20 protein-coding genes are annotated in these 24,261 nt (G+C 73.5%); 9 read left to right on the top strand and 11 right to left on the bottom strand.

Going from position 1 to position 24,261, the window contains the following annotated elements; genetic code table 11:
• Positions 1–22 precede the first annotated feature (22 nt).
• Together MFF61_RS18350 and MFF61_RS18355 are read right to left on the bottom strand one after the other, a co-directional pair.
• The gene (locus MFF61_RS18350) at positions 23–451 is read right to left on the bottom strand and encodes a PaaI family thioesterase (RefSeq protein WP_238236801.1); all 429 of its coding nucleotides are present in this window, start codon (positions 449–451) and stop codon (positions 23–25) included.
• A 45-nt stretch (positions 452–496) separates the two neighbouring features.
• Positions 497–1,720, bottom strand: coding sequence for a GGDEF domain-containing protein (locus MFF61_RS18355; protein WP_238236804.1), 1,224 nt, complete (start codon positions 1,718–1,720; stop codon positions 497–499).
• A 315-nt stretch (positions 1,721–2,035) separates the two neighbouring features.
• Between MFF61_RS18355 and MFF61_RS18360 the strand changes: the two genes are divergently transcribed.
• From MFF61_RS18360 to MFF61_RS18375, 4 genes are read left to right on the top strand one after another with little or no spacing between them, the layout of a single operon-like run.
• Positions 2,036–3,046: an AAA family ATPase gene (locus MFF61_RS18360; protein ID WP_238236806.1), complete on the top strand. Its 1,011-nt coding sequence runs from the start codon at positions 2,036–2,038 to the stop codon at positions 3,044–3,046.
• A 7-nt stretch (positions 3,047–3,053) separates the two neighbouring features.
• The gene (locus tag MFF61_RS18365; RefSeq protein ID WP_238236807.1) at positions 3,054–3,965 is read left to right on the top strand and encodes a DUF58 domain-containing protein; all 912 of its coding nucleotides are present in this window, start codon (positions 3,054–3,056) and stop codon (positions 3,963–3,965) included.
• Positions 3,966–3,979: 14 nt separating this feature from the next.
• The gene (locus MFF61_RS18370; RefSeq protein ID WP_238236808.1) at positions 3,980–6,808 is read left to right on the top strand and encodes a DUF4159 domain-containing protein; all 2,829 of its coding nucleotides are present in this window, start codon (positions 3,980–3,982) and stop codon (positions 6,806–6,808) included.
• A gap of 56 nt (positions 6,809–6,864) precedes the next feature.
• Positions 6,865–8,943 carry a hypothetical protein gene (locus tag MFF61_RS18375; protein ID WP_238236812.1) on the top strand — a complete coding sequence of 693 codons (2,079 nt, stop codon included), beginning with the start codon at positions 6,865–6,867 and terminating at the stop codon, positions 8,941–8,943.
• Positions 8,944–8,993: 50 nt separating this feature from the next.
• Here the strand turns inward: MFF61_RS18375 and MFF61_RS18380 are convergent, their stop codons facing one another.
• The 4 genes from MFF61_RS18380 to MFF61_RS18395 all read right to left on the bottom strand — a co-directional run bounded on the left by MFF61_RS18380 (position 8,994) and on the right by MFF61_RS18395 (position 12,593).
• Positions 8,994–9,494: a GNAT family N-acetyltransferase gene (locus MFF61_RS18380; protein ID WP_238236814.1), complete on the bottom strand. Its 501-nt coding sequence runs from the start codon at positions 9,492–9,494 to the stop codon at positions 8,994–8,996.
• A gap of 161 nt (positions 9,495–9,655) precedes the next feature.
• The gene (locus MFF61_RS18385) at positions 9,656–9,970 is read right to left on the bottom strand and encodes a hypothetical protein (protein WP_238236816.1); all 315 of its coding nucleotides are present in this window, start codon (positions 9,968–9,970) and stop codon (positions 9,656–9,658) included.
• The gene (locus MFF61_RS18390) at positions 9,967–11,841 is read right to left on the bottom strand and encodes an OmpA family protein (RefSeq protein ID WP_238236817.1); all 1,875 of its coding nucleotides are present in this window, start codon (positions 11,839–11,841) and stop codon (positions 9,967–9,969) included. Before MFF61_RS18390 ends, MFF61_RS18385 begins: the two co-directional genes overlap by 4 nt.
• A 212-nt stretch (positions 11,842–12,053) precedes the next feature.
• Positions 12,054–12,593: a c-type cytochrome gene (locus MFF61_RS18395; RefSeq protein WP_238236819.1), complete on the bottom strand. Its 540-nt coding sequence runs from the start codon at positions 12,591–12,593 to the stop codon at positions 12,054–12,056.
• Positions 12,594–12,867: 274 nt separating this feature from the next.
• On the opposite strand from MFF61_RS18395, the gene MFF61_RS18400 reads away from it, so the two are divergent.
• Positions 12,868–13,611: a 3-deoxy-manno-octulosonate cytidylyltransferase gene (locus MFF61_RS18400; RefSeq protein WP_238236820.1), complete on the top strand. Its 744-nt coding sequence runs from the start codon at positions 12,868–12,870 to the stop codon at positions 13,609–13,611.
• 33 nt (positions 13,612–13,644) lie between these two features.
• A complete protein-coding gene (locus MFF61_RS18405; protein ID WP_238236821.1) occupies positions 13,645–14,499 on the top strand; it encodes a prephenate dehydratase in 855 nt (284 codons plus the stop codon).
• Between the two features lie 10 nt (positions 14,500–14,509).
• Here the strand turns inward: MFF61_RS18405 and MFF61_RS18410 are convergent, their stop codons facing one another.
• A complete protein-coding gene (locus tag MFF61_RS18410) occupies positions 14,510–16,903 on the bottom strand; it encodes a lytic transglycosylase domain-containing protein (RefSeq protein ID WP_238236822.1) in 2,394 nt (797 codons plus the stop codon).
• A gap of 175 nt (positions 16,904–17,078) precedes the next feature.
• On the opposite strand from MFF61_RS18410, the gene dapA reads away from it, so the two are divergent.
• Both dapA and smpB read left to right on the top strand, forming a co-directional pair.
• Entirely contained in the window at positions 17,079–17,981 is a 903-nt protein-coding gene (dapA, locus tag MFF61_RS18415; RefSeq protein ID WP_238236823.1) for a 4-hydroxy-tetrahydrodipicolinate synthase, read from the top strand.
• 41 nt (positions 17,982–18,022) lie between these two features.
• Positions 18,023–18,496 (top strand): SsrA-binding protein SmpB, encoded by a 474-nt coding sequence (gene smpB, locus MFF61_RS18420; RefSeq protein WP_238236825.1) that lies wholly within the window; start codon positions 18,023–18,025, stop codon positions 18,494–18,496.
• Positions 18,497–18,505: 9 nt separating this feature from the next.
• On the opposite strand, the gene MFF61_RS18425 is transcribed toward smpB, so the two are convergent.
• The 3 genes from MFF61_RS18425 to MFF61_RS18435 form a co-directional block, all read right to left on the bottom strand.
• Positions 18,506–19,906: a TadE/TadG family type IV pilus assembly protein gene (locus MFF61_RS18425; RefSeq protein ID WP_373324737.1), complete on the bottom strand. Its 1,401-nt coding sequence runs from the start codon at positions 19,904–19,906 to the stop codon at positions 18,506–18,508.
• Between the two features lie 391 nt (positions 19,907–20,297).
• Positions 20,298–20,717 carry a Ros/MucR family transcriptional regulator gene (locus MFF61_RS18430; protein WP_238236829.1) on the bottom strand — a complete coding sequence of 140 codons (420 nt, stop codon included), beginning with the start codon at positions 20,715–20,717 and terminating at the stop codon, positions 20,298–20,300.
• Between the two features lie 516 nt (positions 20,718–21,233).
• A complete protein-coding gene (locus MFF61_RS18435; RefSeq protein ID WP_238236831.1) occupies positions 21,234–22,322 on the bottom strand; it encodes a helix-turn-helix transcriptional regulator in 1,089 nt (362 codons plus the stop codon).
• Between the two features lie 470 nt (positions 22,323–22,792).
• Here MFF61_RS18435 and MFF61_RS18440 point away from each other — a divergent pair, with 470 nt between their 5' ends.
• The gene (locus MFF61_RS18440; protein ID WP_238236832.1) at positions 22,793–23,443 is read left to right on the top strand and encodes a L,D-transpeptidase; all 651 of its coding nucleotides are present in this window, start codon (positions 22,793–22,795) and stop codon (positions 23,441–23,443) included.
• Positions 23,444–23,594: 151 nt separating this feature from the next.
• On the opposite strand, the gene MFF61_RS18445 is transcribed toward MFF61_RS18440, so the two are convergent.
• Positions 23,595–24,023: a Uma2 family endonuclease gene (locus MFF61_RS18445; RefSeq protein WP_238236833.1), complete on the bottom strand. Its 429-nt coding sequence runs from the start codon at positions 24,021–24,023 to the stop codon at positions 23,595–23,597.
• Between the last annotated feature and the right edge of the window lie 238 nt (positions 24,024–24,261).

Below are 24,261 nucleotides of genomic sequence, written 5' to 3' on the forward strand. Positions count from 1 at the left end.
CACTCCGTCACGCCGCGCTCCGTCAGGCCGTGCTCTCGGGGCGCCGCCGCAGGATCTTCCACACGCCGGTGCCGCTCGCCGCGATCCGGCCCCCGACCCTGAGGTCGCCGCGCATGAACACCAGAGTGCCGGTGCGCTGCACCACCTCCGGGACGAGCGTGACCACGTCGCCCATGCGCACCGCGCCGATGAACTGCATCTCGAACTGCACCGTGACGCAGTTCGCCCCCTCGGCCGCCGCCATCGCGGCGACGCCGAGCGCGCGGTCGGCGAAGGTCATCAGCATGCCCCCGTGCACGACGCCGATCAGGTTGGCGTGCTTGGGCGAGGCCCGGAACGCGTAGGCGGTCGGGCCGAAGCCCTCGCGCACGAGGATCGGTCCGACGAGGTCGATGAAGCCGGGATCCGTGAAGGGCTGCCAGCCGTCGGCGAGGGGATCGGGAGCGGTCATGCGGGTGGCATACGGGGGCAATGCCGCCGGAGCAACGCCGCCCGGTCAGGCCGGGACCCGCAGCGGCGCGGGCGCGGCGGCGTCGGCCTCGGGCGGCGCGCCGTCGCGGTGGTGGCGGACCGTCCCCTTGCCGCTGCGCTTGGCGGCGTAGAGCGCCGCATCCGCCTGCGCCACCAGGGCGGACGCGGCCGCCGCGGCGTCCGACACCGCGGTGGCGGCGACCGCGATCCCGACGCTGGTGCCGATCGCGACGGAGTCCCGGCCGTGCAGCACGAAGGGCTGGCCGATCGCCGCGACGATGCGGGCCGCGAGGGCCCGGGCCGCCGTCAGGTCGCTGCCCTGGAGGATCAGCGCGAACTCGTCGCCGCCGAGGCGGGCGGCGAGGTCGGATGGTCCGGCGAGACCGCGCAGCCGGCCAGCCACCTGCTGCAGCAGGTCGTCTCCCGCGGGGTGGCCCAGGGCATCGTTCACCCCCTTGAAGCCGTCGAGGTCCAGGCACAGCACGGCGACCGGCCGCTGCGGCCCGGCCGCGCCGAGCGCGGCCGAGAGCGTCTCCCGGAAGCAGGCCCCGTTCGGCAGGCCCGTCAGGGCGCAGTGGAGGGCGCGCCGCCGGTTCTCCACCCGCGCCATGATGGTCGCGACGAAATCCTCGTGGAGATGCCGCGAGATGTTGGCGATAGTCATGAGGTGGATCGGCGCCAGGATCAGGCCGCAAGCGCACAGGAGCAGGTTGCCGCTCACGACCAACCCGGCGGCGAGCGGAATCATGGTCAGGCAGGCGTAGACCGTGTTGAGGCGGGGAGAGCCCGGCCTGTGGCCGCTCTGCGAGGTGGCCACCGCGATCGCCACGAGTCCCGCCACGAGGGCGAGATCCTGGTCCCGCAGGGCGAAGCACAGGAAGGCATCGAGTCCCAGCACGGCATTGGGGAATATGCCCGTCACGATGAACATGTCGGTGAGGACGGAGCCCCAACGGGGCAGGTGCCGCCGGGCGGCCCGCATGGCGGCGATCACCACCGCGACCCGCACGAGCAGGATCGCCAGCGTGGCGGCGGACCATGCCCAGACGAGAGAACCCGGGTGGCGCAGCATGATGAGGGCCGCGACGAGGGCGATGGCGACCGAACTCGCCAGCACCGCTTCCAGCCGCCGGAACATGCCGGCCCGCAACTCGGCCGCGACTTCCGCCTCGACGGTCGTGGCGGGTGCCGCAAGCCATGCTGTCAGACGCCACCGCGGTGCAGCATGCTGGTTCGGATCGCACTGCAAGACGAGGCCCTCCCGCTCCGACGAATAGGATGTGGCGGTTAACATTCCGTCGGATGAACCGGTGCGAATGCCTCCGAATACCCTTAGGTGATGCAAGTTGTGGTCTTTCGGAGCATATGCATCTCCCTCGGGAACGGAGGCGGGCGCGGGCTCGACGGCTCCACCGCGCGACGTCCCGCGGGCCGATGCCCGGCGCCCAGCGCGGCCTGCGTCGTCTCGCCGACCTTGCCCGCGGGGGACAAGGGTTCCACACTCCCGGGTCTGGTGCGGATCGGGGCGGGTCCGTGGACGAGGCTGATCGGTGAGGACACCCGCATGACACACGGCAGCGCGCCGGCCACCGCGACGACCCTGGACGACGGCATCGTGACCGCGGCGGAAGCCTGCCTGGACTCCGTCGGGCGCGCCCGCGAGGCCATCCATCAGGTGATCTTCGGCCAGGAGAGCGTGGTCGATCTCGCCCTCGTGACCATCCTGGCGGGCGGCCACGGCCTGCTCGTCGGCCTCCCCGGCCTCGCCAAGACGAAGCTCGTCGAGACGCTCGGCACCGTGCTCGGGCTCGATGCGCGCCGGGTGCAGTTCACCCCCGACCTGATGCCCTCCGACATCCTGGGCACCGAGATCCTCGACGAGGACCAGAACCGGCACCGCTCGTTCCGGTTCGTGCGCGGGCCGATCTTCACCCAGCTCCTGATGGCCGACGAGATCAACCGCGCCAGCCCCCGCACCCAGTCGGCGCTGCTGCAGGCGATGCAGGAGCATTTCGTCTCGGTGGCGGGCGACCGGCACGACCTGCCGCGGCCGTTCCACGTGCTCGCCACCCAGAACCCGATCGAGCAGGAGGGCACCTACCCGCTGCCCGAGGCCCAGCTCGACCGGTTCCTGCTGGAGATCGACGTCGGCTATCCCGACCGCGCCGCCGAGCGGCGCATCCTGCTCGAGACCACGGGCGCGGAGGAGCACAGGCCCCAGCCCGTGATGGCCACCGAGGCGCTGCTCGCCGCCCAGCGCCTCGTGCGGCGCCTGCCCGTGGGCGAGGGCGTGGTGGACGCGATCCTCGACCTCGTGCGCGCGGCCCGGCCGGAGGGCGGCGCCCCCGAGATCGCCGGCAAGCTGCTGTGGGGACCCGGGCCGCGCGCCAGCCAGGCCCTGATGCTGGCCGTGCGCGCCCGCGCCCTGATCCAGGGCCGCATCGCCCCCTCGACGGACGACGTGGCGGCGCTCGCCGAGCCGGTGCTCAAGCACCGCATGGCGCTGACCTTCGCGGCCCGGGCGGACGGGGAGACCATCCCGGGCCTCGTCGGCCGCCTGACCGCGCGGCTCTGAGAGCCGCATGGCATCGACCCGCGTCCTCAGCCCCGGCGGACGCTCCCCCGGACGGCGGGAAACCGAGAGCGCGCTGACGCTCGCCGAGCGGATGCCGCGCCTGATCCTGGAGGCGCGCCGCGTCGCCGCCACCCTCTCGCACGGGCTGCACGGGCGCCGCCGCGCCGGCCCGGGCGAGAGCTTCTGGCAGTTCCGGCCCTTCGTGGCCGGGGAGGCGGCGGGCCGCATCGACTGGCGCCGCTCGGCCCGCGACGACCGGCTCTACGTGCGCGAACGCGAGTGGGAGGCGGCCCACAACGTCTGGCTCTGGATCGACCGCTCCGCCTCGATGGGCTTCTCCTCCTCGCTGGCCCTCTGCCCGAAGGTCGAACGCGCCCTCGTGCTCGGCCTCGCGCTCGCGGACGCCTTCGTGGAGGCGGGCGAGCGGGTAGGGCTGCTGGGCCTCTCGCGGCCGCAGGCCACCCGCTCCATCGTCGAGCGGGTGGCCGAGTCCCTCGCCGCGGACGCCGCCGGCCTCGACGAGGATCTGCCGCCGCGCGCTCCCGTGGCGCGGTTCGACGAGGCGGTGCTGATCGGCGACTTCCTCTCGCCCCTCGACGAGGTGCGGGCCGCGGTCGCCGGCATCGCCGGGGCGGGCTGCCGGGGCCACCTCGTGGCGATCGTCGATCCGGTGGAGGAAACCTTCCCGTTCGCGGGCGAGGCGGAACTGCACGACCTCGAAGCCGGGCTGTCGCTGCGCGTCGGCGACGCGGCGGCCTGGGGCAGCGCCTATCGGGCGCGGATCCAGGCCCATCGCGACGCGTTGGCGGAGATCGCCCGCGGCCACGGCTGGACCTTCGGTCTCCACCGCACCGACCGCCCGGCGAGCGAGGCGGCCCTGCGTCTCGTGACGCTCGTCGCCGCCCGCGCGGCGGGCTGAGGGAGGTTCACCGCATGCTCGGCCTGCCCCTCAGTTTCGCGGCTCCGCTCGCGCTCGGCGCCCTCCTGGCGCTGCCGGCCCTGTGGTACCTGCTCCGGGTCACGCCGCCGCGCCCGCGCCGGATCGACTTCCCGCCGCTGCGCATCCTCGCCGACCTCCTGCCCGAGCGCGAGACGCCGGCCCGCACGCCGCCCTGGCTGCTGATCCTGCGCCTTCTGGCCGCCGCCTGCCTGATCCTGGCGGTGGCCGGGCCGGTCTGGAACCCGGCCGCCCCGGCTTTGGGCGACGGGCGCACGCCCCTGCTCCTCATCCTCGACAACGGCGCCACCGCCGCGCAGGACTGGCGCGACCGGGTGCGGATCGCCACCGACGAGATCGAGGCGGCGGCCCGCGCCGGCCGGCCGGTGGCGCTCCTGCCCACCGCCACCGCGCCCGCGGGGCTCGACGCGACCGGCCCCGGGCCGGCGCTGGAGCGCCTGCGCGCCGTGCGGCCGCAGCCCCACCTCGCCGAGCGCGAGGCGCACCTGCCGGCCATCGCGGCCTTCCTGGAACGGGCGCCGGGCAGTGCCGTGGTCTGGATCAGCGACGGGGTCGGGGGCGCGGAGGCCGGGCGCTTTCCCGCCGGGCTCGCGGAGGCCGCGGCCAAGGGCGCGGCCGCGCTCACGGTGCTCAAGGGCGACCGCGCCGCGGCTTTGGCGCTCGCCGGGCCGGAGGGCAGCGGCGGGCGCATCGGCGTGCGCGTGGTGCGCGCGGAGGCGAACGGCCGCGAGGCGGGCGCCGTGCGGGCGGTCGACGCCAAGGGGCTGGCGCTCGCCGAAGGCCCCTTCGCCTTTACGGGCGGGGCGACCGAGGCCGAGGTGGGCTTCGACCTGCCGGTGGAGATCCGCAACGCCATCGCCCGCTTCGAGATCGTGGGCGAGCGCTCGGCCGCCGCCGTGACGCTTGCCGACGAGCGGGGACGCCGCAGGCGGGTCGGTCTGGTGTTCGGCGGCACGGCGGACCAGGCCCAGCCGCTCCTCTCGCCGACCTACTACCTGTCCCGCGCCCTCTCGCCCTTCGCAGACGTGCAGGAGCCGCGCGGCGGCAAGGGCGTGGCGGAATCGGTCGGGCAGATGCTCGATGCGCAGGTCTCGGTGCTGGTGCTCGCCGATGTCGGCGCCCTCGACCCGGCCACGCTGGAGCGGGTCGGCCGCTTCGTCGAGAAGGGCGGGCTCCTGCTGCGCTTCGCCGGCCCGCGCCTCGCGGCCGGCAGCGACGACCTCGTGCCGGTGCGCCTGCGCCGGGGCGGGCGGGTGCTCGGCGGCGCCCTCTCGTGGGACAGCCCCAAGACGCTCGCCCCCTTCGCCCCCGAGAGCCCCTTCTCCGGCCTCAAGCCCCCGGCCGATATCGGCGTGCGCCGCCAGATCCTGGCCGAGCCGGACGGCGACCTCGCGCGCAAGACCTGGGCGGCGCTGGAGGATGGCACGCCGATTGTAACGGCCGCCAAGCGGGGTGAGGGCCTGCTGGTGCTGGTCCACGTCACTGCCGATACCACGTGGTCGAACTTGCCCCTCTCCGGTCTCTTCCTCGACATGCTGCGCCGCACGGTGGCGCTCGCGGGCACCAATCCCCCGCTGGAGGGCGGCCCGCAGGCCGGGCCGCCGCCGGTGCTGGCCCCGCGCCTGGTCCTCGACGGGTTCGGGGCCTTCGTCGCCCCGCCCGCCACCGCCCGCGCGGTGCCGGCCACCTACACCGAGCGCGCGACGGCCGAGCATCCGCCGGGCTTCTACGGCCCGCCCGACGGTGGGCTCGCGGTCAATGCGCTCAGGCCCGACGACCGCCTGCGCCCCCTCGACTACGCGCCCCTGGTATCGGCCCGCTTCGGCGGCCTCGAACAGGCACGCATGCGCGACCTGCGCGGCCCGCTCTTCCTCCTGGCGCTCGGGCTCCTCGCCCTCGACACGCTGGCGACCCTGTGGCTCGGCGGCTTCCTCGGCCTGATGGCGGCGCGCTGGCGCCGGCCCGCCACGGCGGCGCTGCTGCTGCCGCTGGTCCTGCCGATGGTCCTGGCCGGCGCGCCGGACCCGGTCCGCGCGGCCGAGGCCGTGGCCAACCGGCCGAACGGCATCGAATCCGCCCTCGTCACCCGCATGGCCTACGTGATCACGGGCGATGCCGCCGTCGACGAGACCAGCCGGGCGGGTCTCGCCGGCCTCACCCAGATGCTGTCGAGTCGCACCGCCCTCGAACCCGGCGATCCGGCGGGCGTCGATCCGGCGAAGGACGAACTCGCCTTCTACCCGCTGATCTACTGGCCGATCGTCCCAGGCCGGCCGCAGCCGGGCGAGGCCGCGATCCGGCGCATCGACGCCTTCATGAAGAACGGCGGCACCGTGGTGTTCGACACCCGCGACGCCATGACCGCCCGGTCGGGGGGGCCGCCGACGCCGGAGGGGCTCTATCTCCAGCGGATGCTGGCGACCCTCGAAGTGCCCGAACTGGAGCCGGTGCCGCGCGACCACGTGCTGACCAAGGCGTTCTACCTCGTGGACAGCTTCCCGGGCCGCTACGCCAACGGCCAGACCTGGGTCGAGGCCCTGCCGCCCGCGGGCGACGGCGCCGAGCGCCGCCCGGCCCGGGCGGGCGACGGCGTCTCGCCCATCGTCATCACCGGCAACGACCTCGCCTCCGCCTGGGCGGTGGGCCGCCGCGGCGAGGCGCTCTATCCGGTGGTCGGCGGCGACCCGCGCCAGCGCGAGATGGCCTTCCGGGGCGGGGTCAACCTCGTGATGTACGCGCTCACCGGCAACTACAAGGCGGATCAGGTGCACGTGCCGGCCCTGCTGGAGCGGCTAGGGCAATGAGGTTCGCGATCCCCGCGCCCCGTGGGGCGGCGGCGTCGAGGCGCTGAGGTGTCCCCATGCTGAGCCTGAGCCTCTCGCCCCTGCTCCCGGTCCCGGTCCTCTGGGGCCTCGCCGCCGTCATCGTGCTCCTCGGCGTGGTGGCGTTCCTCGCCCGCGGGCCGGTGGCGCTGCTGCGCGTCCTCGTCCTCGCCCTGGTGCTGGCGGCGCTCGCCAACCCGTCGCTGGTCCAGGAGGAGCGCGAGCCGGTCAGGGACATCGCCGCCGTCGTCATCGACCGCTCGGGCTCCCAGGGCCTCGGCGACCGGCCGGCCATGACCGATCAGGTCCGGGCGGAGTTGCAGCGCCGCTTCGGCGGCCTCACCGAGATCGAGCCGCGCTTCATCGAGGTGCCGGAGGCCGGTAGCGACGAGGGCACCAAGCTGTTCACCGCCCTCTCGAACGCCCTGGCCGACGTGCCGCCGGACCGGCTCGCCGGCGTCGTCATGGTGACGGACGGTGTCGTCCACGACATCCCGGCCAATGCGGCGGCCCTCGGCTTCCGGGCGCCGCTGCACGTCCTCGTCACCGGCCGGCCGGACGAGCGCGACCGGCAGATCCGCCTGATCGAGGCGCCGCGCTTCGGCATCGTCGGGCGCGAGCAGACGGTGCGCGCCGAGGTGATGGAGCGCGGCGGCACCGGCTCGGCCGTGGTGACGGTGCGCCGCGACGGCGAGGAGGTGGCCCGCCAGACCGTGCGCACCGGGCGCCCCTTCGCGCTGACCCTGCGCATCGAGCACGGCGGTCCCAACGTGGTGGAGATCGAGGCCGAGGCGCTGCCGGGCGAACTCACCACCGCCAACAACCGGGCGGTGCTGCCCATCGAGGGCATCCGCGAGAAGCTGCGCGTCCTGCTCGTGTCCGGCGAGCCGCATGCGGGCGAGCGCACGTGGCGCAACCTGCTCAAGTCCGACGCCAACGTCGATCTGGTGCACTTCACCATCCTGCGCCCGCCCGAGAAGCAGGACGGCACCCCGATCTCCGAACTCTCGCTGATCGCCTTCCCGACCCGCGAGCTGTTCCAGCAGAAGATCCGGGATTTCGACCTCATCATCTTCGACCGCTACGCCAACCAGAGCGTGCTGCCGTCGAGCTACTTCGACAACATCGTGCGCTACGTGCGCGAGGGCGGGGCGCTGCTGATCGCGGCGGGACCCGAATTCGCCTCCGCGGCGAGCCTCGCGCGCACCCGGCTGTCCGCGATCCTGCCCGGCGAGCCGAACGGGCGCGTGGTCGAGCGGCCCTACAAGGCCGCCCTCACGGGCAGCGGCCAGCGCCATCCCGTCACCCGGGACCTGCCGGGCTCGGAGGCGAACCCGCCGGCCTGGGGCGACTGGCTGCGGGTGATCGGGGCGGCGGTGCGGCCCGGCATCACCCCGATCATGGCGGGCGCCGACGCGCTGCCGCTCCTGGCCCTGTCCCGCGAGGACAAGGGCCGGGTCGCCCTGCTGCTCTCCGACCACGCCTGGCTGTGGGCGCGCGGCTACCAGGAGGGCGGGCCGCATCTCGACCTGCTGCGCCGCCTCGGCCACTGGCTGATGAAGGAGCCGGCGCTGGAGGAGGAGGCGCTGCGCGCCGCCGCCACCGGCCACGGCCGCGAGGTGCGCGTCGAGCGCCAGACCATGTCGGATTCCGCCGAGCCCGTCACCGTCACGGCGCCGAACGGCACGACCCGCACGCTCACCCTGGATCCCGAGAAGCCGGGCCTGTTCGCCACCGCCTTCGAGGCGGGGGAACTCGGCCTGCACACCCTGCGCTCGGGCAGCCTCGTCACCTTCGTGAGCGTCGGCCCGGCCAATCCGCGCGAACTCGTGGACGTGTTCAGCGACACCGAGCGGCTGCGCCCGGTGGCCGAGGCCACGGGCGGCTCGGTGCGTCGCCTCGCCGAGGCCGGCGGCGCCGCGACGGTGCCGCGGCTCCAGATCGCCCGCTCGGGCCGGCTCGCCGGGGCCGAGTGGATCGGCTTCCGGCCGAGCGACAGCGCGGTGGTGCGGGGCGTCTCGGTCTATCCCCTGGCGCTCGGACTCGTGGCCCTGGCGCTCCTCACCGCCGCGGTGCTCGCCATGTGGCTCGCCGAGGGGCGGCGCGGGCGCGCCTGACCTCTTGCCGAAGCGGTTCGTTCTCTCAGGCGTGCCGACGCAGGGTGCGTTCAAGCTCCCCCGACCACCGCGCCCGACACACCGTCGAGCGCGCCCTCGCGGAGCGCCAGCGCAAGCAGGCGGGCGGGGTCGACCGGACCCGGCAGCGTCAGGCGCCCGGGCGGGACCGGACGGAAGCCGAACCGGGCGTAGTAGGGCGCGTCGCCGACGAGCAGCACGATCCGGTGCTCCTGCGCGCGCGCAGCCTCGATCGAGGCGGTGGTCAGCGCCGCCCCGATGCCGCGGCTGCCGAAGGCCGGGTCGACCGTGAGCGGACCCAGCACCAGCGCGGGGGAGCCGCCGGCCCGCGCCGGCGAAACGCGCACCGACCCGACCAGGAGCGTGCCGACGAGCGCCGTGAAGGAGAGGGCGGGCAGGTGGCTCACCCCCTCGCGCAGGCGATACGCGGTGCGGGCGAAGCGGCCGGGGCCGAAGGCGCGCTCGTGCAGGCGCTCGATCGCCTCGGCGTCGCGCGTGGTTTCGGGACGGATGACGAGGGGAAGGCTGCTCACGGACGAAGCTCGCGCAATCGGAACGGGGACGGGCGGCGGATCAGTCCCGCCGTCGTCGCGCTTCGCCCCGCCGCGCTGCCATCCGCCGCTCCCGTCCGGCTCTCGCCGCGAGCCGCGCTGCGGGATAGCAGCGCCGGGCAGCGCGTGCAAACGGCGCGTTCTCAGCCCTTGGCGGCCCCGTCCGGGCGGCGCGGCGCCTCCGGGGCCGGGCCGCGCCGCAGGAGCGCGGCGCCCGCGACGCAGCCGATGGCGTAGGGCACCAGCAGCAGGGCCGCCGTCTCGACCCACAGGCCCGGCTCCCCGGGCACGATCGCGCCGCCCGCCACCGCCGCGAGGACGAGGGCGCCCGCGGCGATCAGCACGGCCGCGGCGTGGGCGGCGCGGTCGCCCGGCCAGCCGAACCACCAGCCCACCGCGAGGCCGAGCAGCAGCGCGGCCAGGGCGGCGGGCCAGAGCTGGGCGACGAGCAGCGTCACCGCGCCCTCGACAGCGCGAACGCCACGGCCCCGCGCTCGGCCATGGTCTCGGCCGGTCCCGGCCCCACGCGCTGGGCCGGCACGCCGGCCTTGAGCAGGTAGTCGACGATCGCGGCGGCGCGCCGCTGCGGCAGGCCCACATCCGGCATCGCCGCCTCGGCGGCCTTCTCCTCGCCGGCCTTCTCGGCGGCCTTGGGGTCGGGCTTCTTCGCGTTGGCGGCCTTGCCCTTCGGCGCCGCTGGCGCGGGCGGCTTCGGGACCGGCGGCGGGGCGGTGCCGGGCGGATCGACGTGGCCCGCGACCTCGATGCGCTCGTCCGGGCAGGAGCGGGCGAGGGCCGCGAGGTCGTCGAGCAGCGGGTAGAAGTCCGGTTGGAGGTCGGCGCTGCCGGGAGCGAAGCGGACGGTGGGGGTCGCGAGCCGCGCGTCGAAGGCCGTGCGGCAGGCGGCGTCGTCGAGCAGCGCCGGCGCATCCCGGGCCTTCACGGCGATCTCGGCGCGCCAGCCGGGCGGGGCGAGCCGGTCCGCGGTGCCCGAGAGGCGGCGCGCGCTCTCGGGATAGAGGCTCTCGCCCGCGATCCGCAGCACTTGGTCGGTTGCCGTGACCTCGCCGGCCGCGAGCTGCCCGAGCGGGGCCGCCGCGGCCTGCAGGGCCCGCACCAGATCGGGCGGGGCGCCCTCGGCCAGGCGGGTGCGGTCCAGGATGCGTTCCCCGAAGAAGTGCGGACGCAGGGCGGCGAGGAGGGCGGCGCGGCTCGCAGGGTCCGGCAGGTGCCCGGTGAGGGTTACGGTCTCGCCGGCGCGCCGGATGCCGACCACGTAGGGCGAGACGGGACTCGCCGTCAGGTCGACGCTGCCGCGGGTGACGCCGTCCGGCAGGCTCCCGGTGGTGAGGGCATCCGCCTCCTGCACCGCCTGCGCGTCGATGGCCGCGCCGCGCACCGAGAGGGCCGAGCCCTCCAGGGCGACGCTGCCGTCGCGCACCAGCGCCAGCGCCGCGAAGGCCCGCTCGGTCAGCGCCCGCGCATCGACGCCGGCGGGAAGGCCGCGGGCGGTGCGCATGGCATCCTCGACCGGCGCGCCGTTCGCCAGCGCCCGGGCCGCGCCCACGATCGCCGCCCGCTCGGCTTCCGACACGGTGTGGCCGGACAGCCGGATGCTGCCGTCGGGCGCGCGGGCCGCCGCCCAGGTGAAGGGCTTCACGGTCGCGGGTTCGGGCGCCCCGTCGCCGAGCACGAATCCGGCGGGCGGGCGCGCGAGATCGGCGCGGACCGCCTCGTAGGCGTCCACGCTCGCCGCCTCGCCCTGCAGCGTGAGCGTGCGGTCGCGCAGGCTCGCGGTGGCACCCGGGCCGAGGCGGACGACCTGGCGCAGCAGGAAGTCGGCGGCCTCGGCGAAACCCGCCGGCGCGCCCCGGGCCGCGCGGGCATGGTCGCGCAGGGTCACCCCCTCGGGCAGGATCGCGCCGAAGCGCTCCGTCAGCACGGATCGCCGCGTCTCGGCCGGGCGGTAGCCCAGGAGGTCGATGCGGTCGTCGTCGCGCCGCGCCGCGCTCCAGACGAAGGGGCTCTGCTCGCCGATCACGCCGACGCGGTCGATGATCCGCCGCGGTCCCGACAGGTCCGCCAAGCGGTCGAGGGCGGCGTCGCGCTCCGCCGGGGTCGGCGCGTCGCCGAGCGCGACGAGGTCGCGCCCGCGCCGCTCGATCCTGAGCCACGGCTCGCCCGCCTCGCCCGACGTGGCGGTCGCGACGGCCTCGGCCGGGGCGGTCAGGTCCCGGTCGAGACCCGGCTCGATCCACGGCACGGTCGCCAAGCCGAGACCGGCGAGAACGGGAAGGCCGGTAAGCCAGCCGAGCGAACGGAGCGACACGGAGAGCCACCTCGCGGATGCAGCCCGGCGCGTGGCGCCGTCCTGCCGGAATTCCTGCTGCGGCGCCCCGCCGGGCGCGGCCGCATCCGGCCCATCATCGCCCGGTTTTCGGCGCGAGCAAGGCGGCGCGCAGGGCCCTGCCCGAAACGACGAAGGCCGGGCGACAGCCCGGCCTTGCGATGCAGGCCGCCTCGCCCGTCAGGGCTCGGGGGTCAGGGCTTGGGGAACTCCACGGGCTTGTCCGAGAGGGTCTTCAGGTAGGCCAGGATGTCGGCCCGCTCCGCCCCGGAGGAGACGCCGGCGAAGGCCATGATGGTGCCCGAGATGTAGCCCTTCGGCGCGCGGATGAAGTGGTCGAGGTCGTCGTAGGTCCACTCGCCGCCCTTGGCCTTCAGCGCGGCCGAGTAGTTGAAGCCCTCGTGGCCGCCCTTGGCGCGGCCAACGACCTCGTAGAGGTTCGGGCCGACCTTGTTCGGGCCGCCCTTGTCGAAGCTGTGGCAGGCGGCGCACTTCTTGGCGGCCGACTGGCCCTTGGTGGCGTCCGCGCTGGCCAGCCGCACCGGCAGCGGCTCCTCCTTCTGCGCCTCCGCCGGGGCGCCGCCCGCCGTCTCCTGCGCGGCCGGCAGCGGATAGCCGCGGTCGCCCGCGGGCTTCGGCTTGTAGATCAACTCGGCCAGAAACCCCGTGCCCATCGCGAGGAGCAGCGCGCCCAGCACGGCGCCGGCGATCTTGTTAAGCTCGAAGGAATCCATGTCTCGGCAGCTCCGGTGCTCGAACGAGCAGGGCCTCGTAGGCGGGTGAGGAATGCAGGACCGGCCGCAGGGCCGCGCGGTGCGAACTCGCGCGGGTGCTTAGCCGTTCTGCGATGACGTTGACAATGGTGCAGGACCCTGTCGGTTGGTCGCAGCGCCGTCCAGCGGCATGGCGCCGGCGCGAATTTCTGTGCGGACGAGGTGTCCATACCGGACGGAAATGCTCTATGGAGCCCCCGGTTCAGAACGATCCCGCGGAATCCCGCTCCCTCGCATGTCCGATCCCCTGATCCTGATCCCGGCCCGCCTGGCCGCCACCCGCCTGCCCGAGAAGCCGCTCGCCGACATCCTGGGGGAGCCGATGATCGTGCATGTCTGGCGCCGGGCGATCGAATCCGGGGTCGGACCGGTGGTGGTCTGCACCGACACCCCGGCGGTGGTGGCCGCGATCGAGGCGGTGGGCGGCCTTGCGGTGATGACCCGGCCCGACCATCCCTCGGGCTCGGACCGCCTCGCCGAGGCGCTGGCGGTGATCGATCCCGAGGGCCGCCACGACGTGGTGGTCAACGTGCAGGGCGATCTGCCGACCATCGATCCGGCGATCATCGCCGCCGCCGTGACGCCCCTCGCCGACAAGGCGGTCGACATCGCCACGCTCTGCGCCGAGATCGTGCGGGAGGAGGAGCGCATGGAGCCGAGCGTGGTCAAGCTCGTCGGCACCCGGCTCACGCCGACCCGCCTGCGCGCCCTCTATTTCACCCGCGCCACCGCCCCCTGGGGCGACGGGCCGCTCTACCATCACATCGGCCTCTACGCCTATCGCCGCCGGGCGCTGGAGCGCTTCGTCGCCCTGCCGCCGAGCCCGCTGGAGCAGCGCGAGAAGCTGGAGCAGCTGCGCGCGCTGGAGGCGGGCCTGCGCATCGATGCCGTGCTGGTGGACGACGTTCCGCTCGGCGTCGATACGCCCCACGACCTCGACCGCGCCCGCGCCGTGCTGGCCGCGCGGCGCCTCAACTGATCCACCGGGCGACAGCCCCGAGAGTCTCCTCCGATGAGCCACGTCATCTCCTACCAGGGCGAGCCGGGCGCGAATTCGCACCTGATCTGCGCCGACGCCTATCCGGACTGGACGCCGCTGCCCTGCGCCACCTTCGAGGACGCGTTCGCCGCGGTGGTGGACGGCACGGCGCAGCTCGGGATGATCCCGATCGAGAACTCCATCGCGGGCCGCGTGGCGGACATCCACCACCTGCTGCCGGCCTCCGGCCTGCACATCGTCGGCGAGCAGTTCCTGCCGATCCATTTCCAGCTCATGGCGCTGCCGGGCACCGCGATCGGCGACATCCGGACCGTGCACAGCCACGTCCACGCGCTGGGCCAGTGCCGCCGGCTGATCCGGCGCCTCGGCCTCAAGGCCGTGGTCGCGGGCGACACCGCGGGCGCGGCGCGCGAGGTCGCCCAGAGCGGCGACCGGACCCGGGCCGCCCTCTCGCCGCGGCTCGCCGCCGAGATCTACGGCCTCGCGATCCTGGAGGAGGACGTGGAGGACGAGGCCCACAACACCACGCGCTTCGTGGTGCTCGCGCGCGAGCCGGCCCCGCCGCCGCCCGACAGCGGCCCCACCGTGACGAGCTTCGTCTTCCGCGTGCGCAACCTGCCGGCGGCGCTCTACAAGGCGCTCGGGGGCTTCGCCACCAACGGCGTCAACATGACGAAGCTCGAGAGCTACATGGTCGAGGGCCAGTTCACCGCGACGCAGTTCTACGCCGAGGTCGACGGCCATCCCGAGGAGGCCCCGCTGCGCCGGGCGCTCGACGAACTCGCGTTCTTCTCCCGCGAGCTGCGGATCATCGGCACCTATCCGGCCCACCCGTTCCGCGAGACCACGAAGCTGCTGGCGGAGTAGGGGGCGGGCGCTACTTCGCGCCGCGCCGCAGGTCGTCCTGGATCAGGAGCGCGCTCTTGCCGTCCAGGCGGTTGCGGTAGACCTGCAGGTTCTCGGTCACGCGCTGGACGTAGTTGCGGGTCTCCGTGAAGGGGATCCGCTCCACCCAGTCCACCGGGTCCACGCCGGGATTGCGGGGATCGCCGTAGGCGTCGATCCACTTCTTCACGTTGCCGCCGCCCGCGTTGTAGGAGGCGAAGGCGAGGATGTAGGAGCCGCGCCAATCCTCCATCAGCTCGCCCAGATGGGCGTGGCCGAGGCGGGCATTGTAGGCCGGATCGCTGATGAGGCGGCCCACGTCGAAGGCGGCGCTGACCCGCCGGGCGGTGCGCTGGGCGGTGGCCGGCATCATCTGCATCAGGCCGCGCGCGCCGACCCCGGATTGCGCCCGCGGGTCGAACTGGCTCTCCTGGCGGGCGATGGCGAAGACCATCGCCTTCTCCACCAGCGGCACCGCCGCCGAGGCCTCGTAGGCCGGGATGCCGATGGTCGGGTAGGCGTGCGGGTCGAGCGGCAGGCCGCGCTGCACTGCGACCTTGCCGAGCGCCACCAGCGCGCGCGGGTCGTTGTCCGCCACCGCGACGTCGCCGAGCGCGTTCAGCTCCGCCGGATCGCCGAGGCGCTGGGCGAGGTCGATGTAGAGCGGCAGCGCCTGCTCCTTGAGCCCGGCGGCGGCGAGCAGGCGCAGCGCCCGGATCACCGTGCGGTTGTCGAAGGCCGCGCGCGCCGCGCCCTCCAGCGTGCCGGGGTGGCGCAGGGCGAAGTCGCTGCGGCCGAGCTTGGCCCGGGCGAGCTGCCCGTAATAGGCGATCGGCAGGGCGGCGGCGCGCTCGTAGAAGGTCCTCGCCTCGGCCTCGCGGCCCATCGCCTCGGCGGCGCGGCCCTGCCAGTAGGCGGCGCGGGCCACCGAGATCGGCGTCTCCGCCACCTCGGCGGCGGCCGCGAAGTGCTTGGCGCCGAGGGCCGCGTCGTCGAGGAAGCGCAGGGCGATCCAGCCGGCGTGGAACTCCGCCTCGATGCGCTTCTCCACCACCTTGGCGCTGTGCCCGGCCACCACCGCGTAGGCGGTCCTGGCATCGCCGGCATCGAGGAGCTTGCGGGCGACGATGCGGCGCTCGATCCACCATTCGTCGGGATCGACCAGCACCTCGGGGTTGCGCGGGGCGGCGAGCAGGATCGCGGCGGCCTCCACCGGCTTGTCGAGCCGGCGCAGCAGCTGGGCGCGGGAGAACAGGAAGGAGGAGTCGTTGCGCAGGCTCGGCGGCACCGCGTCGAGGGCGCTCTGCGCGTTCGACGCCTTTGCCTCCACGGCGCGGCGGGCGCGCACCAGCGTGCCGTAGCTCTTGCCCGCATAGGTCGCGGCCCGGCCGGCGGCCTCCCAATCCTCCTTCATCAGCGCCCGCTCCATGCGGTAGCGCTGGTCGATCTCCGTGACGACGCCCGGGAAGGCGTCGAGCACCTTGAGTTCGAGGGTGCGGCCGAAGCTCTCCTCGCGCCAGAGGTCGCGCACCAGCGAAGCCGCATCCTCGTTCAGGCCCTCGGCCTTGAGCGCGAGGGCGAGCGCGAACTTGCCCGGCGCACTGCCGGGCTTGCGCGTGGCGAAGTAGGCCCGAACCAGGCCGGGGGACTTGCGCTGGCTCAGCAGCGCCTCCTCGGCCCGCCGCCGCATCATGCCGCCGACCGGCCAGTCCGGATTGTCGCGGATGAATCCGACGATCCGCTCGAAGCCGATGCCGGCTCCGGCACGGATCGCCACCCAGTCGAGCAGGCTGCGGATGGCGGGATCCCGGAAGCCGTCCCGGAGCCGGTCGCCCTCGTCCACCTGACCCCGGCGATAGGCCTCGATGGCGCTGCGCAGGGCCGGCGCGTCGACCTCGACCGCAGGGGTCGGGCGGCCCGGATCGGGCACGGTCGGGACCGGGGCCGGCGGCGTGACGGGCAGGTCCGGGCCGGGGAAGGGGATCGGCGCCTCGGGATCGGCCGAGGCGTAGGCGGTCGTTCCCGCCGGCAGGCCGCCGGACGGCCGGCCTTCGGCCGGGAGGGCCTTGGTGGTGGAGACCTTGGCGGCGGGGGCCTCCGGCGGAACGCCGGCACGCAGCGCGCCCGCGACCTCCTCGCCGATCCCGTCGCGGAACTCCCGGCTGATCTCCTGGCGGATCTCTTGGCCGATCTCCTGGCCGAGTTCCTGACGAGGCTCCTGCGCGGAGTTCGCCGCCGCAGCGGCCGCCACGGACGCGGGCGCCTCGGCGGCCGGGGCTGCGGGGCCGGCCGCCCAGACCCGGTGGCCGCAGACCCCCGCCATCGCGGTACCGGTGGCCAGGAGGGCCAGGGCCGCGAGGCGGCGGCGCTCAGGCGAGAGCTGCATGGTCGTCGTTCCCCCGATCGAGAGCGGACACGCCATCGTGGAAGCGTCGCGTTAAGAACGCATTAACCGTAGCGGTTGCGGTTTGCGCCGCGCGGGGCGACGGCCTATGTCTCGGTCGCCGGCTGCGGGACAGCGCGCCGGCGGCAGCAGCCCCGTCCGGGCGAGGACCAGCAGCATGACGTCGACGCAGATTTCGCAGCGCCTCCGCGGCTCGTTCACCGCCCTGGTGACGCCCTTCCGCGACGGTGCCTTCGACGAAGGCGCGTTCCGGGCCTTCGTGGCGTGGCAGGTCGAGAACGGGACCCACGGCCTCGTGCCCACCGGCACCACCGGCGAGAGCCCGACCCTGAGCCACGCCGAGCACGACCGCGTGGTCGAGGCCTGCATCGACGAGGCCGGCGGGCGGGTGCCGGTGATCGCCGGCGCCGGCTCCAACTCCACCGCCGAGGCGATCGAGCGCGCCCATCATGCCGAGAAGTCCGGGGCGGACGCTGTGCTCATCGTCACGCCCTACTACAACAAGCCGACCCAGGAAGGGCTGTACCAGCACTTCAAGGCGGTGAACGACGCGATCGGCATTCCCATCGTGATCTACAACATCCCCGGCCGGTCGGTGATCGACATGAGTGTCGACACCATGCAGCGGCTCTACGAATTGCCGAACATCGTCGGCGTGAAGGATGCCACCGCCAACGTGGCCCGCGTCAGCCTTCAGCGCCAAGCGATGGGAGAAGACTTCGTCCAACTTTCTGGCGAAGATGCGACGGCGCTCGGATTCATGGCGCATGGCGGCCACGGCTGCATCTCGGTGACCTCGAACGTGGCGCCCCGGCTCTGCGCCGACTTCCAGGAGGCCTGCCTCGCGGGCGAGTACCGCACCGCGCTCACGGTTCAGGACCGCCTGATGCCGCTCCACACCCACCTGTTCGCCGAGACCAACCCGTCGCCGGCCAAGTACGCGCTCGCTCGCCTCGGCCTGATGCAGGAGGACGTGCGCCTGCCGATGGTGCCGGTGGGGGAGGGCACGCGCCGCCTCGTCGACGCCGCCCTGCGCCACGCCGGCCTCGCCAACGCCTGAGCGCCCCGCCCGAGACAGACAGCCCGAGACAGACAGCCTGCATGGCCCCCAAGCCCGAACCCGGCCGCCGCGTCGTCGCCGACAACCGCAAGGCCCGCTTCAACTACGAGATCACCGACACGGTGGAGGCCGGCATCGCGCTCACCGGCACGGAGGTGAAGTCCCTGCGCGGCGGCAAGGCGACGATCGGCGAGGCCTATGCCGGCCCCTCCGGCGACGAGTTCTTCCTGTTCAACGCCTACATTCCCGAATATCTCGAAGCCAACCGCTTCAACCACGAGACCAAGCGCCCGCGCCGCCTGCTGCTGCACCGGCGCCAGATCAACAAGTTCCTGGGCGCCACGCAGCGCGAGGGCTACACGGTCATCCCGCTCAAGATCTACTTCAACGACCGCGGCCGGGCGAAGGTGGAGCTGGGCCTGGGGCGGGGCAAGAAGCTGCACGACAAGCGCGAAACGGCCAAGGAGCGGGACTGGCAGCGCGACCGCGCGCGGCTGATGCGCGACAAGGGCTGACGTCCCGCCTCAGCGGGCCAGCGCGATGGTGCCGGTTCTCGGCCCGACGCCGGGCGGCACCGGCACGGAGGTGCCCGCGTAATCGGCGTTCAGGACGAGGTTCGGCCCCTCGTAGAGATGGATCATCCGCGCCACGATCACCGTGTAGGCGGATTGGTCGGCCACCGGCTTGCTGCTGTCGATGATCAGGCGGCCGGCCGGCAGGTAGATGGTGCCCAGCATCGTGCGGGCATTGTCGCTGATGATCCGGTATTCCCGCATCGGCGGGGCCTCGACGGGGGCGGGCGGGGGCGGCAAGGCTTCCGTCAGATCGACCGCCAGGGGCCGTGGATCGACCACCGTGCGCTCCTCCATCATCAGCAGGCCGGCCATCGGGCCGCTCACCGGCGCCGTCAGGCTGATCGTGGTCTTCTTGCCCAGCAGCATGCCTCCCCTGTTCCCCATGAAGTAGAAGCCGACACCCTGGCCGGAGATGCTGGCGGACTTCGTCACCAGGAGGGGGCCGTCCTTGATGACGTAGATGCCGGGGCGCAGCGTCACCACGGCGGTGTCGGTCACCGTGAGGCCGCCGCAATAGGTGCCCGGGTCGAGCGAGCCGGATTCCGTGACCGTGTTGCCGGCCTGTCCCTTCGGGTTCAGCCATGCCGGAACGCTGATGCAGGTCTCGGCGCGGGGCGGCGCGCGGTCCTTCAGCGGATCGCCGAGCGAGGGGCAGCCGGTCACGGGCGACGGCTGGAAGCTGGCCTTGCTGCCGTCGAAGCCGCCCGCCGAGCAGATCGAGGCCGCCCGCGCCGTGGCGTCGTGGCGCCCGGCCAGGCCGCTCGCGTGCCGCGAGTTGGAGTAGAGCGAGCAGGTGGTCGCGGTGACCTGCGCGGATTTCTGCAGCAGGAACGCGTCCCGGGTCTGGTCGTCGAGGGCGAGCAGACAGAGCCGCAACGCGCCCACGAGCTGCGACTTCGCCTGCACCACGATGGTGGTGTTGGGGAGGTTCATCAGGCGCCCCATCAGGGAGGGGACCGTCTCCTCGACCTGCGCCTCGACGCTCGTGCGCCGATCGAGCACCCGGACGCTGATGGTGGCGCTGCGGTCCGGCGGCGTCGCGGCCCGCTGGGCGATGACGTGGGTCGCCGCTGCGATCACCACCGGATCCAGGGTGTTGGCGAGCTTGAGCATGTTGCCGGCCGCCAGCACGCCCTCGTCCACGGCGGTCTGCAGCGTGGCGCGCCGGTGCAGGAGCGTGCCGTATTCCACGGTGCCGAAGGCCAGCATGACGAGCACGGGCAAGGCCACGCCGAGGATGGCGAGGATGGACCCCTTTCGATCGCGTCCGAAGGATCGCCCCCGACGCCCGCACGCCCGTTCCGACACCGCCGTGTCCCATCCGCCAGATCCGACGGCATCCTCCGACACCGTCGCGTCTGACCGCTTCTAGGACCTAACGTTATCGGAATGGTTGACGCTGCGGCAGACAGGGGCTTCGTGCGTGCTCGTCGGGCCGTTGCGCGCAGCGGCAATCGAGCGCGGCACTCGGAGGCATCTCGGCGGCGGAGGATACGCCGTTGATCTTGCGGCAGGCGGGATGGAAGGACCGCGATTGCGGGTTAGCCTGCAGCCGAGGGCGGTGGTTCCGGCGGCTCGGATGCCGAGATCTGGTGACCGGGACGGGGGGCGGGTCTGCCTCTGCGTCATACCGCCCGACCGGGTCGGGCGTCATGACGGCGGTCGGCTCGGCAAGCCACGCTCGCCTGCCGAGGTCGCTGGTGCGGCGGAGCGGCCGTGCAGGCCCTCGTCCGCGACCCGCTCAGGCGGCCGGGCGGCGCTTCTGGCCGAGACCGATGCTCTTGGCGAGGTCGGAGCGCTGCGCCGCGTAGCTCGCCGCCACCATCGGGTAGTCCGGCGGCAGGCCCCACTTCTGGCGGTACTGCTCGGGGGTGAGACCGCGGGTGGCGAGGTGGCGCTTGAGCGACTTGTACTGCCGTCCGTCCTCCAGGCTGATGAGATAGTCCGGCGTCACGGACTTGCGGATCGCCACCGGCGGAACGGGCTTCTCCGGAGCGGCGGGAGCCCCGTCCCGTCCCAGGGACCGCAAGGCGCCGTGCACGGAGCTCAGCAGCTCCGGCAGGCTGCCCACCGGAACGGCGTTCTTGGCGACATACGCCGAGACGATATCGCTCGCCAGGGAGACGAATGTGTCCGTCTGCACGGTTTTCTCTGCCGTCATGTACCCAGTCCTCTTGATCCCGCAGTTCACGGCACCTTTCGGTGCTCGCTTGGGAACGCCGGCCCGTTCGTCACGCCGGCGTCATGCGGGCCCGCGCGATCGTTGATCCGCGCAGTCCCGCATTTCACCCAAATGGGTGATGACGACCTTAAGTCAATCGCCGTTGCTCATGATTCCTTGGGAGAAGCCAGCATTGAGCGGGATCGATTCTATGCCGCCCCGGGCAAGAAGGCGGGAGCGGCCTCTCGCGGCGCGGCGCCATCATGGCAAGGTCATGGCCCGGATCGCCTTCATCCCCGCGGGCGGTACCGACGACAGGCGCATGAGCCACGAAGACCGGGCAGGCGCCCGGTTCACCGCCGCCGCAACGGTGTTGTCATCCTGGTTTCGGCGAAGCACGCGGCGGGAGTCCCGGCCCGGCGCTGAGCCTCCGGCGGACGGCGCGGTGCCGCGGCCGCAGACCCGGGAACGGGGAGCGGCGGAAGATCGGGACCGGGGCGCCCGGGGTGCCGCGGCTCAGAACACGCCCGGCAGCGTGCCGGCCGCGAGGAGGCCCACCAGCTCCGACTGGCGGCTCAGCCCGGTCTTGGCCAGGACGGCCTTGAGCTGCGAGCGCACGGTCTCGCGCGAGAGGCCGAACTCGCCCGCGATCTGCTCGACGGTGCGGCAGGCCGCGATGCCCCGCGCCACGCGGGCCTCAGCGCCGGTGAGGTCGAACAGGCCCTCCAGCACGGATGGGCAGGGCGGGGCCTTGCGCGTCAGCGGCGTGATCACCGCGAGGCTGGAGGCTGCCGCGAACAGGTCGGCCCCCGCCCGCCGGACCGGCACCACGTGGAGGATCATCGGCTCGCGGCCCTCGCCCGCCGGCAGCGGAATCGAGCGCACGCTCGGACGATCCTCGTGGCCGAGGCCGTCGAGGGCCAGCGCAAAAAGCCGGTCCGCCCCCGCATCCCCGAGGACGAGGCGGCGGCCCTCCGTCAGGAGCCCCGGGGGCAGCCCCTCGCAGGTCTCGCTCATCGCCAGGATCTGCCCCTGGCCGCCGAGCACCACGGCGGGCAGGCCCAGCGTGTCGAGCGCCTGCGCGGCGCCGCGCAGGGTCTGGAGCCGCAGCCGCGCCGACAGGGTGGCGGCACGCGCGAGATGCGGGCGCAGGCGGTCGAGCCGCGCCACCGCCTCGGGCGGCACCGGTCCCCTGGCGTGCCGGCGCTCCACGTCGACGACGAGGCAGTCGCCGGTGGGCACCACGATGGCGCTCGCCGCTCCCCAGCCGAGTCCGCGCGGGCGCAGGAAGTCGCGGTAGACCGGCTCATCCTCGATCTCGGCGGGCGTATAGACGTCGAGATCCGTGAGGAAGCCGGCGTGCTGGCGCTCGAACAGCCGGGCCGCCCGGTCGGTGCGGGCGGGCCAGCCCGCGGCGACGTATTCCGCCACGGTCGCGTCGAGGCCGTCCGAGGCCACGTAGCGGAAGTCGCCCCCGTCGATCGTGAACAGCAGCGCGCCGTCGCCATCGGCGAAGCGCGACAGGTCCGCCAGCACCGACGGCCAGAGTTCGGGCAGCATCGCCGCCTCGTAGACGCGGTCCACCAACTCGCTGTGGGTCACCATGACTGCACTTCCGCTCGTGCGCGGCAGCGGTCATGCCGGGTGGTGCTCTCGACGCGCCACGTCCGAGAGGTCCGGCCAGGCCGCGAGCCGCGCACACTCCGCCCGTCCCGATTCTGACAGCGCCGCGGGGCTTTGACGACCTTCCGTTCGGCCTAGGCTGGGATAACCCGGCAAGGCCGGGCCGCCGGCCCGCTCGAAGCCATTGGCCGTCCGGCACCCATCCGGGCGGCAGGGCGTGAGCCGCTGCCGGCGGAGCCTCGTCCCGGGCCTGTCTCCGGCAGGACGAGGCCCGCTTACGGCCAAGGTGTGCCCGCGCACGGCAGCATCCGCGCGGACCGGTCAAGCAGTCGTGAACCGTTCCGGCGCCTCCGTTGTTCGCCGCAGCACAAAGCGTGGCGATTTTGCGGAACCAAAGTGGCGGAGCGACATTCTTAACTGCAAAGGTAATTGCTGAGGTAAGGCATCCGGCCATGAAGATCTTCACTGCCGCCCTCGCGGGCGTTCTCGGTGCATGCGTGCTCGCCTCGGCCCCGGTCAAGGCCGCGCCCTACGACCCCTTCGACGTCAACCCCGGCGAAGACTACTACGCGAGCCGGCCCTACGGCGCTCCGGTCTACGGCGCGCCCGGGTATTACGGTCAAGGTCAGGCCGCCGGCAGCACGGCCCAGGCGCAGGTCGCGCCCATCCCGCGCGAACTCGTGCCCTTCACCGGCCGCTACGCCCCCGGCACCATCGTGGTCTCGACCTCGGAGCGGCGGCTCTACTACGTGCTCGGCGACGGCATGGCGATCCGCTACGGCGTCGGCGTCGGCCGCCCGGGCTTCACGTGGTCGGGCACCAAGACCGTGGTGGCCAAGCGCGAGTGGCCGTCCTGGACGCCCCCGAAGGAGATGCTGGCCCGCCGCCCCGACCTGCCGCGCTACATGGCCGGCGGCGTCGACAACCCGCTCGGCGCCCGCGCGATGTATATCGGCGGCACGCTCTACCGCATCCACGGCTCCAACGAGCCGGACACGATCGGGCAGGCGGTGTCGTCGGGCTGCATCCGCATGACCAACGAGGACGTCACCGACCTCTACGAGCGCGTCAGGGTCGGCGCCAAGGTCGTCGTGCTGAACTGATCCGGGTTGCCGCGGACCATCCGCCGGCACCATCTACCGTGAGGAGAGCGCCGGGCCCCGTGCCGGCGCTCTCTGCGTCTGGCGCCGCCCCGCACGTAAGGGTGCCGGCCGGGTCGTACCGTCCCATCGAGCGTCGCTGGCCGGACCGGCTTCAGCGCGTGTAGCCGGTGTCCATGATCGGCCGGAGTACCGCCACGTCGAAGTCGATGCGGTCGAGCTCGATCTCGAAATCGACCGCATCGAATCGCAGGACCGTGGACGGCGAGACGAGGACGTCGAGGCGCCAGCCCTCCTCCGTCCGCTCGTAGTGTTCGACCCGCATCTGGTCCTGGTAGACCAGGGCGATGTGGCGGAGCGTCGGCAAGGATTTGTAGAACTTGAGCTTCCCGCCCCTGTCGTGGTCCATCGTCGAGGGCGACAGCACCTCGACCACGACGAGAGGATCGGTGACGTAGGTCTGGTTCTGCCGTGGTCCGCACCGGACCACGATATCGGGCTTCGACTTGTCCTTGCCGCGGCTGTCGCTGGAGCGCTGGACGCGCAAGCCGCCCTGGTAGCTCCGGCAGCCCGCGGCATCCATCCGCAAGCTTCAGCGGCGCACCGACATTGCCCGCGATCTGCTCGTGGTTCTCGGTCGGACGGCCCATCATCACGAGCCCGCCCTCCACGAGTTGCCACTCGCGGTCGTCGTGCTGCGCCTCCACGAACCGGTCGTAATCGGCGATGGTCAGGGGATGAGGCTGGTGGGCGGCGTCGGCCATGAGGCCCTCCGTCCCGACGAGCCTACATCATCCCCGCAACGGCCCAAAGGCGACACC

The sequence above is a fragment of the Methylobacterium isbiliense genome (genome assembly GCF_022179325.1).
Lineage (GTDB): Bacteria > Pseudomonadota > Alphaproteobacteria > Rhizobiales > Beijerinckiaceae > Methylobacterium > Methylobacterium isbiliense.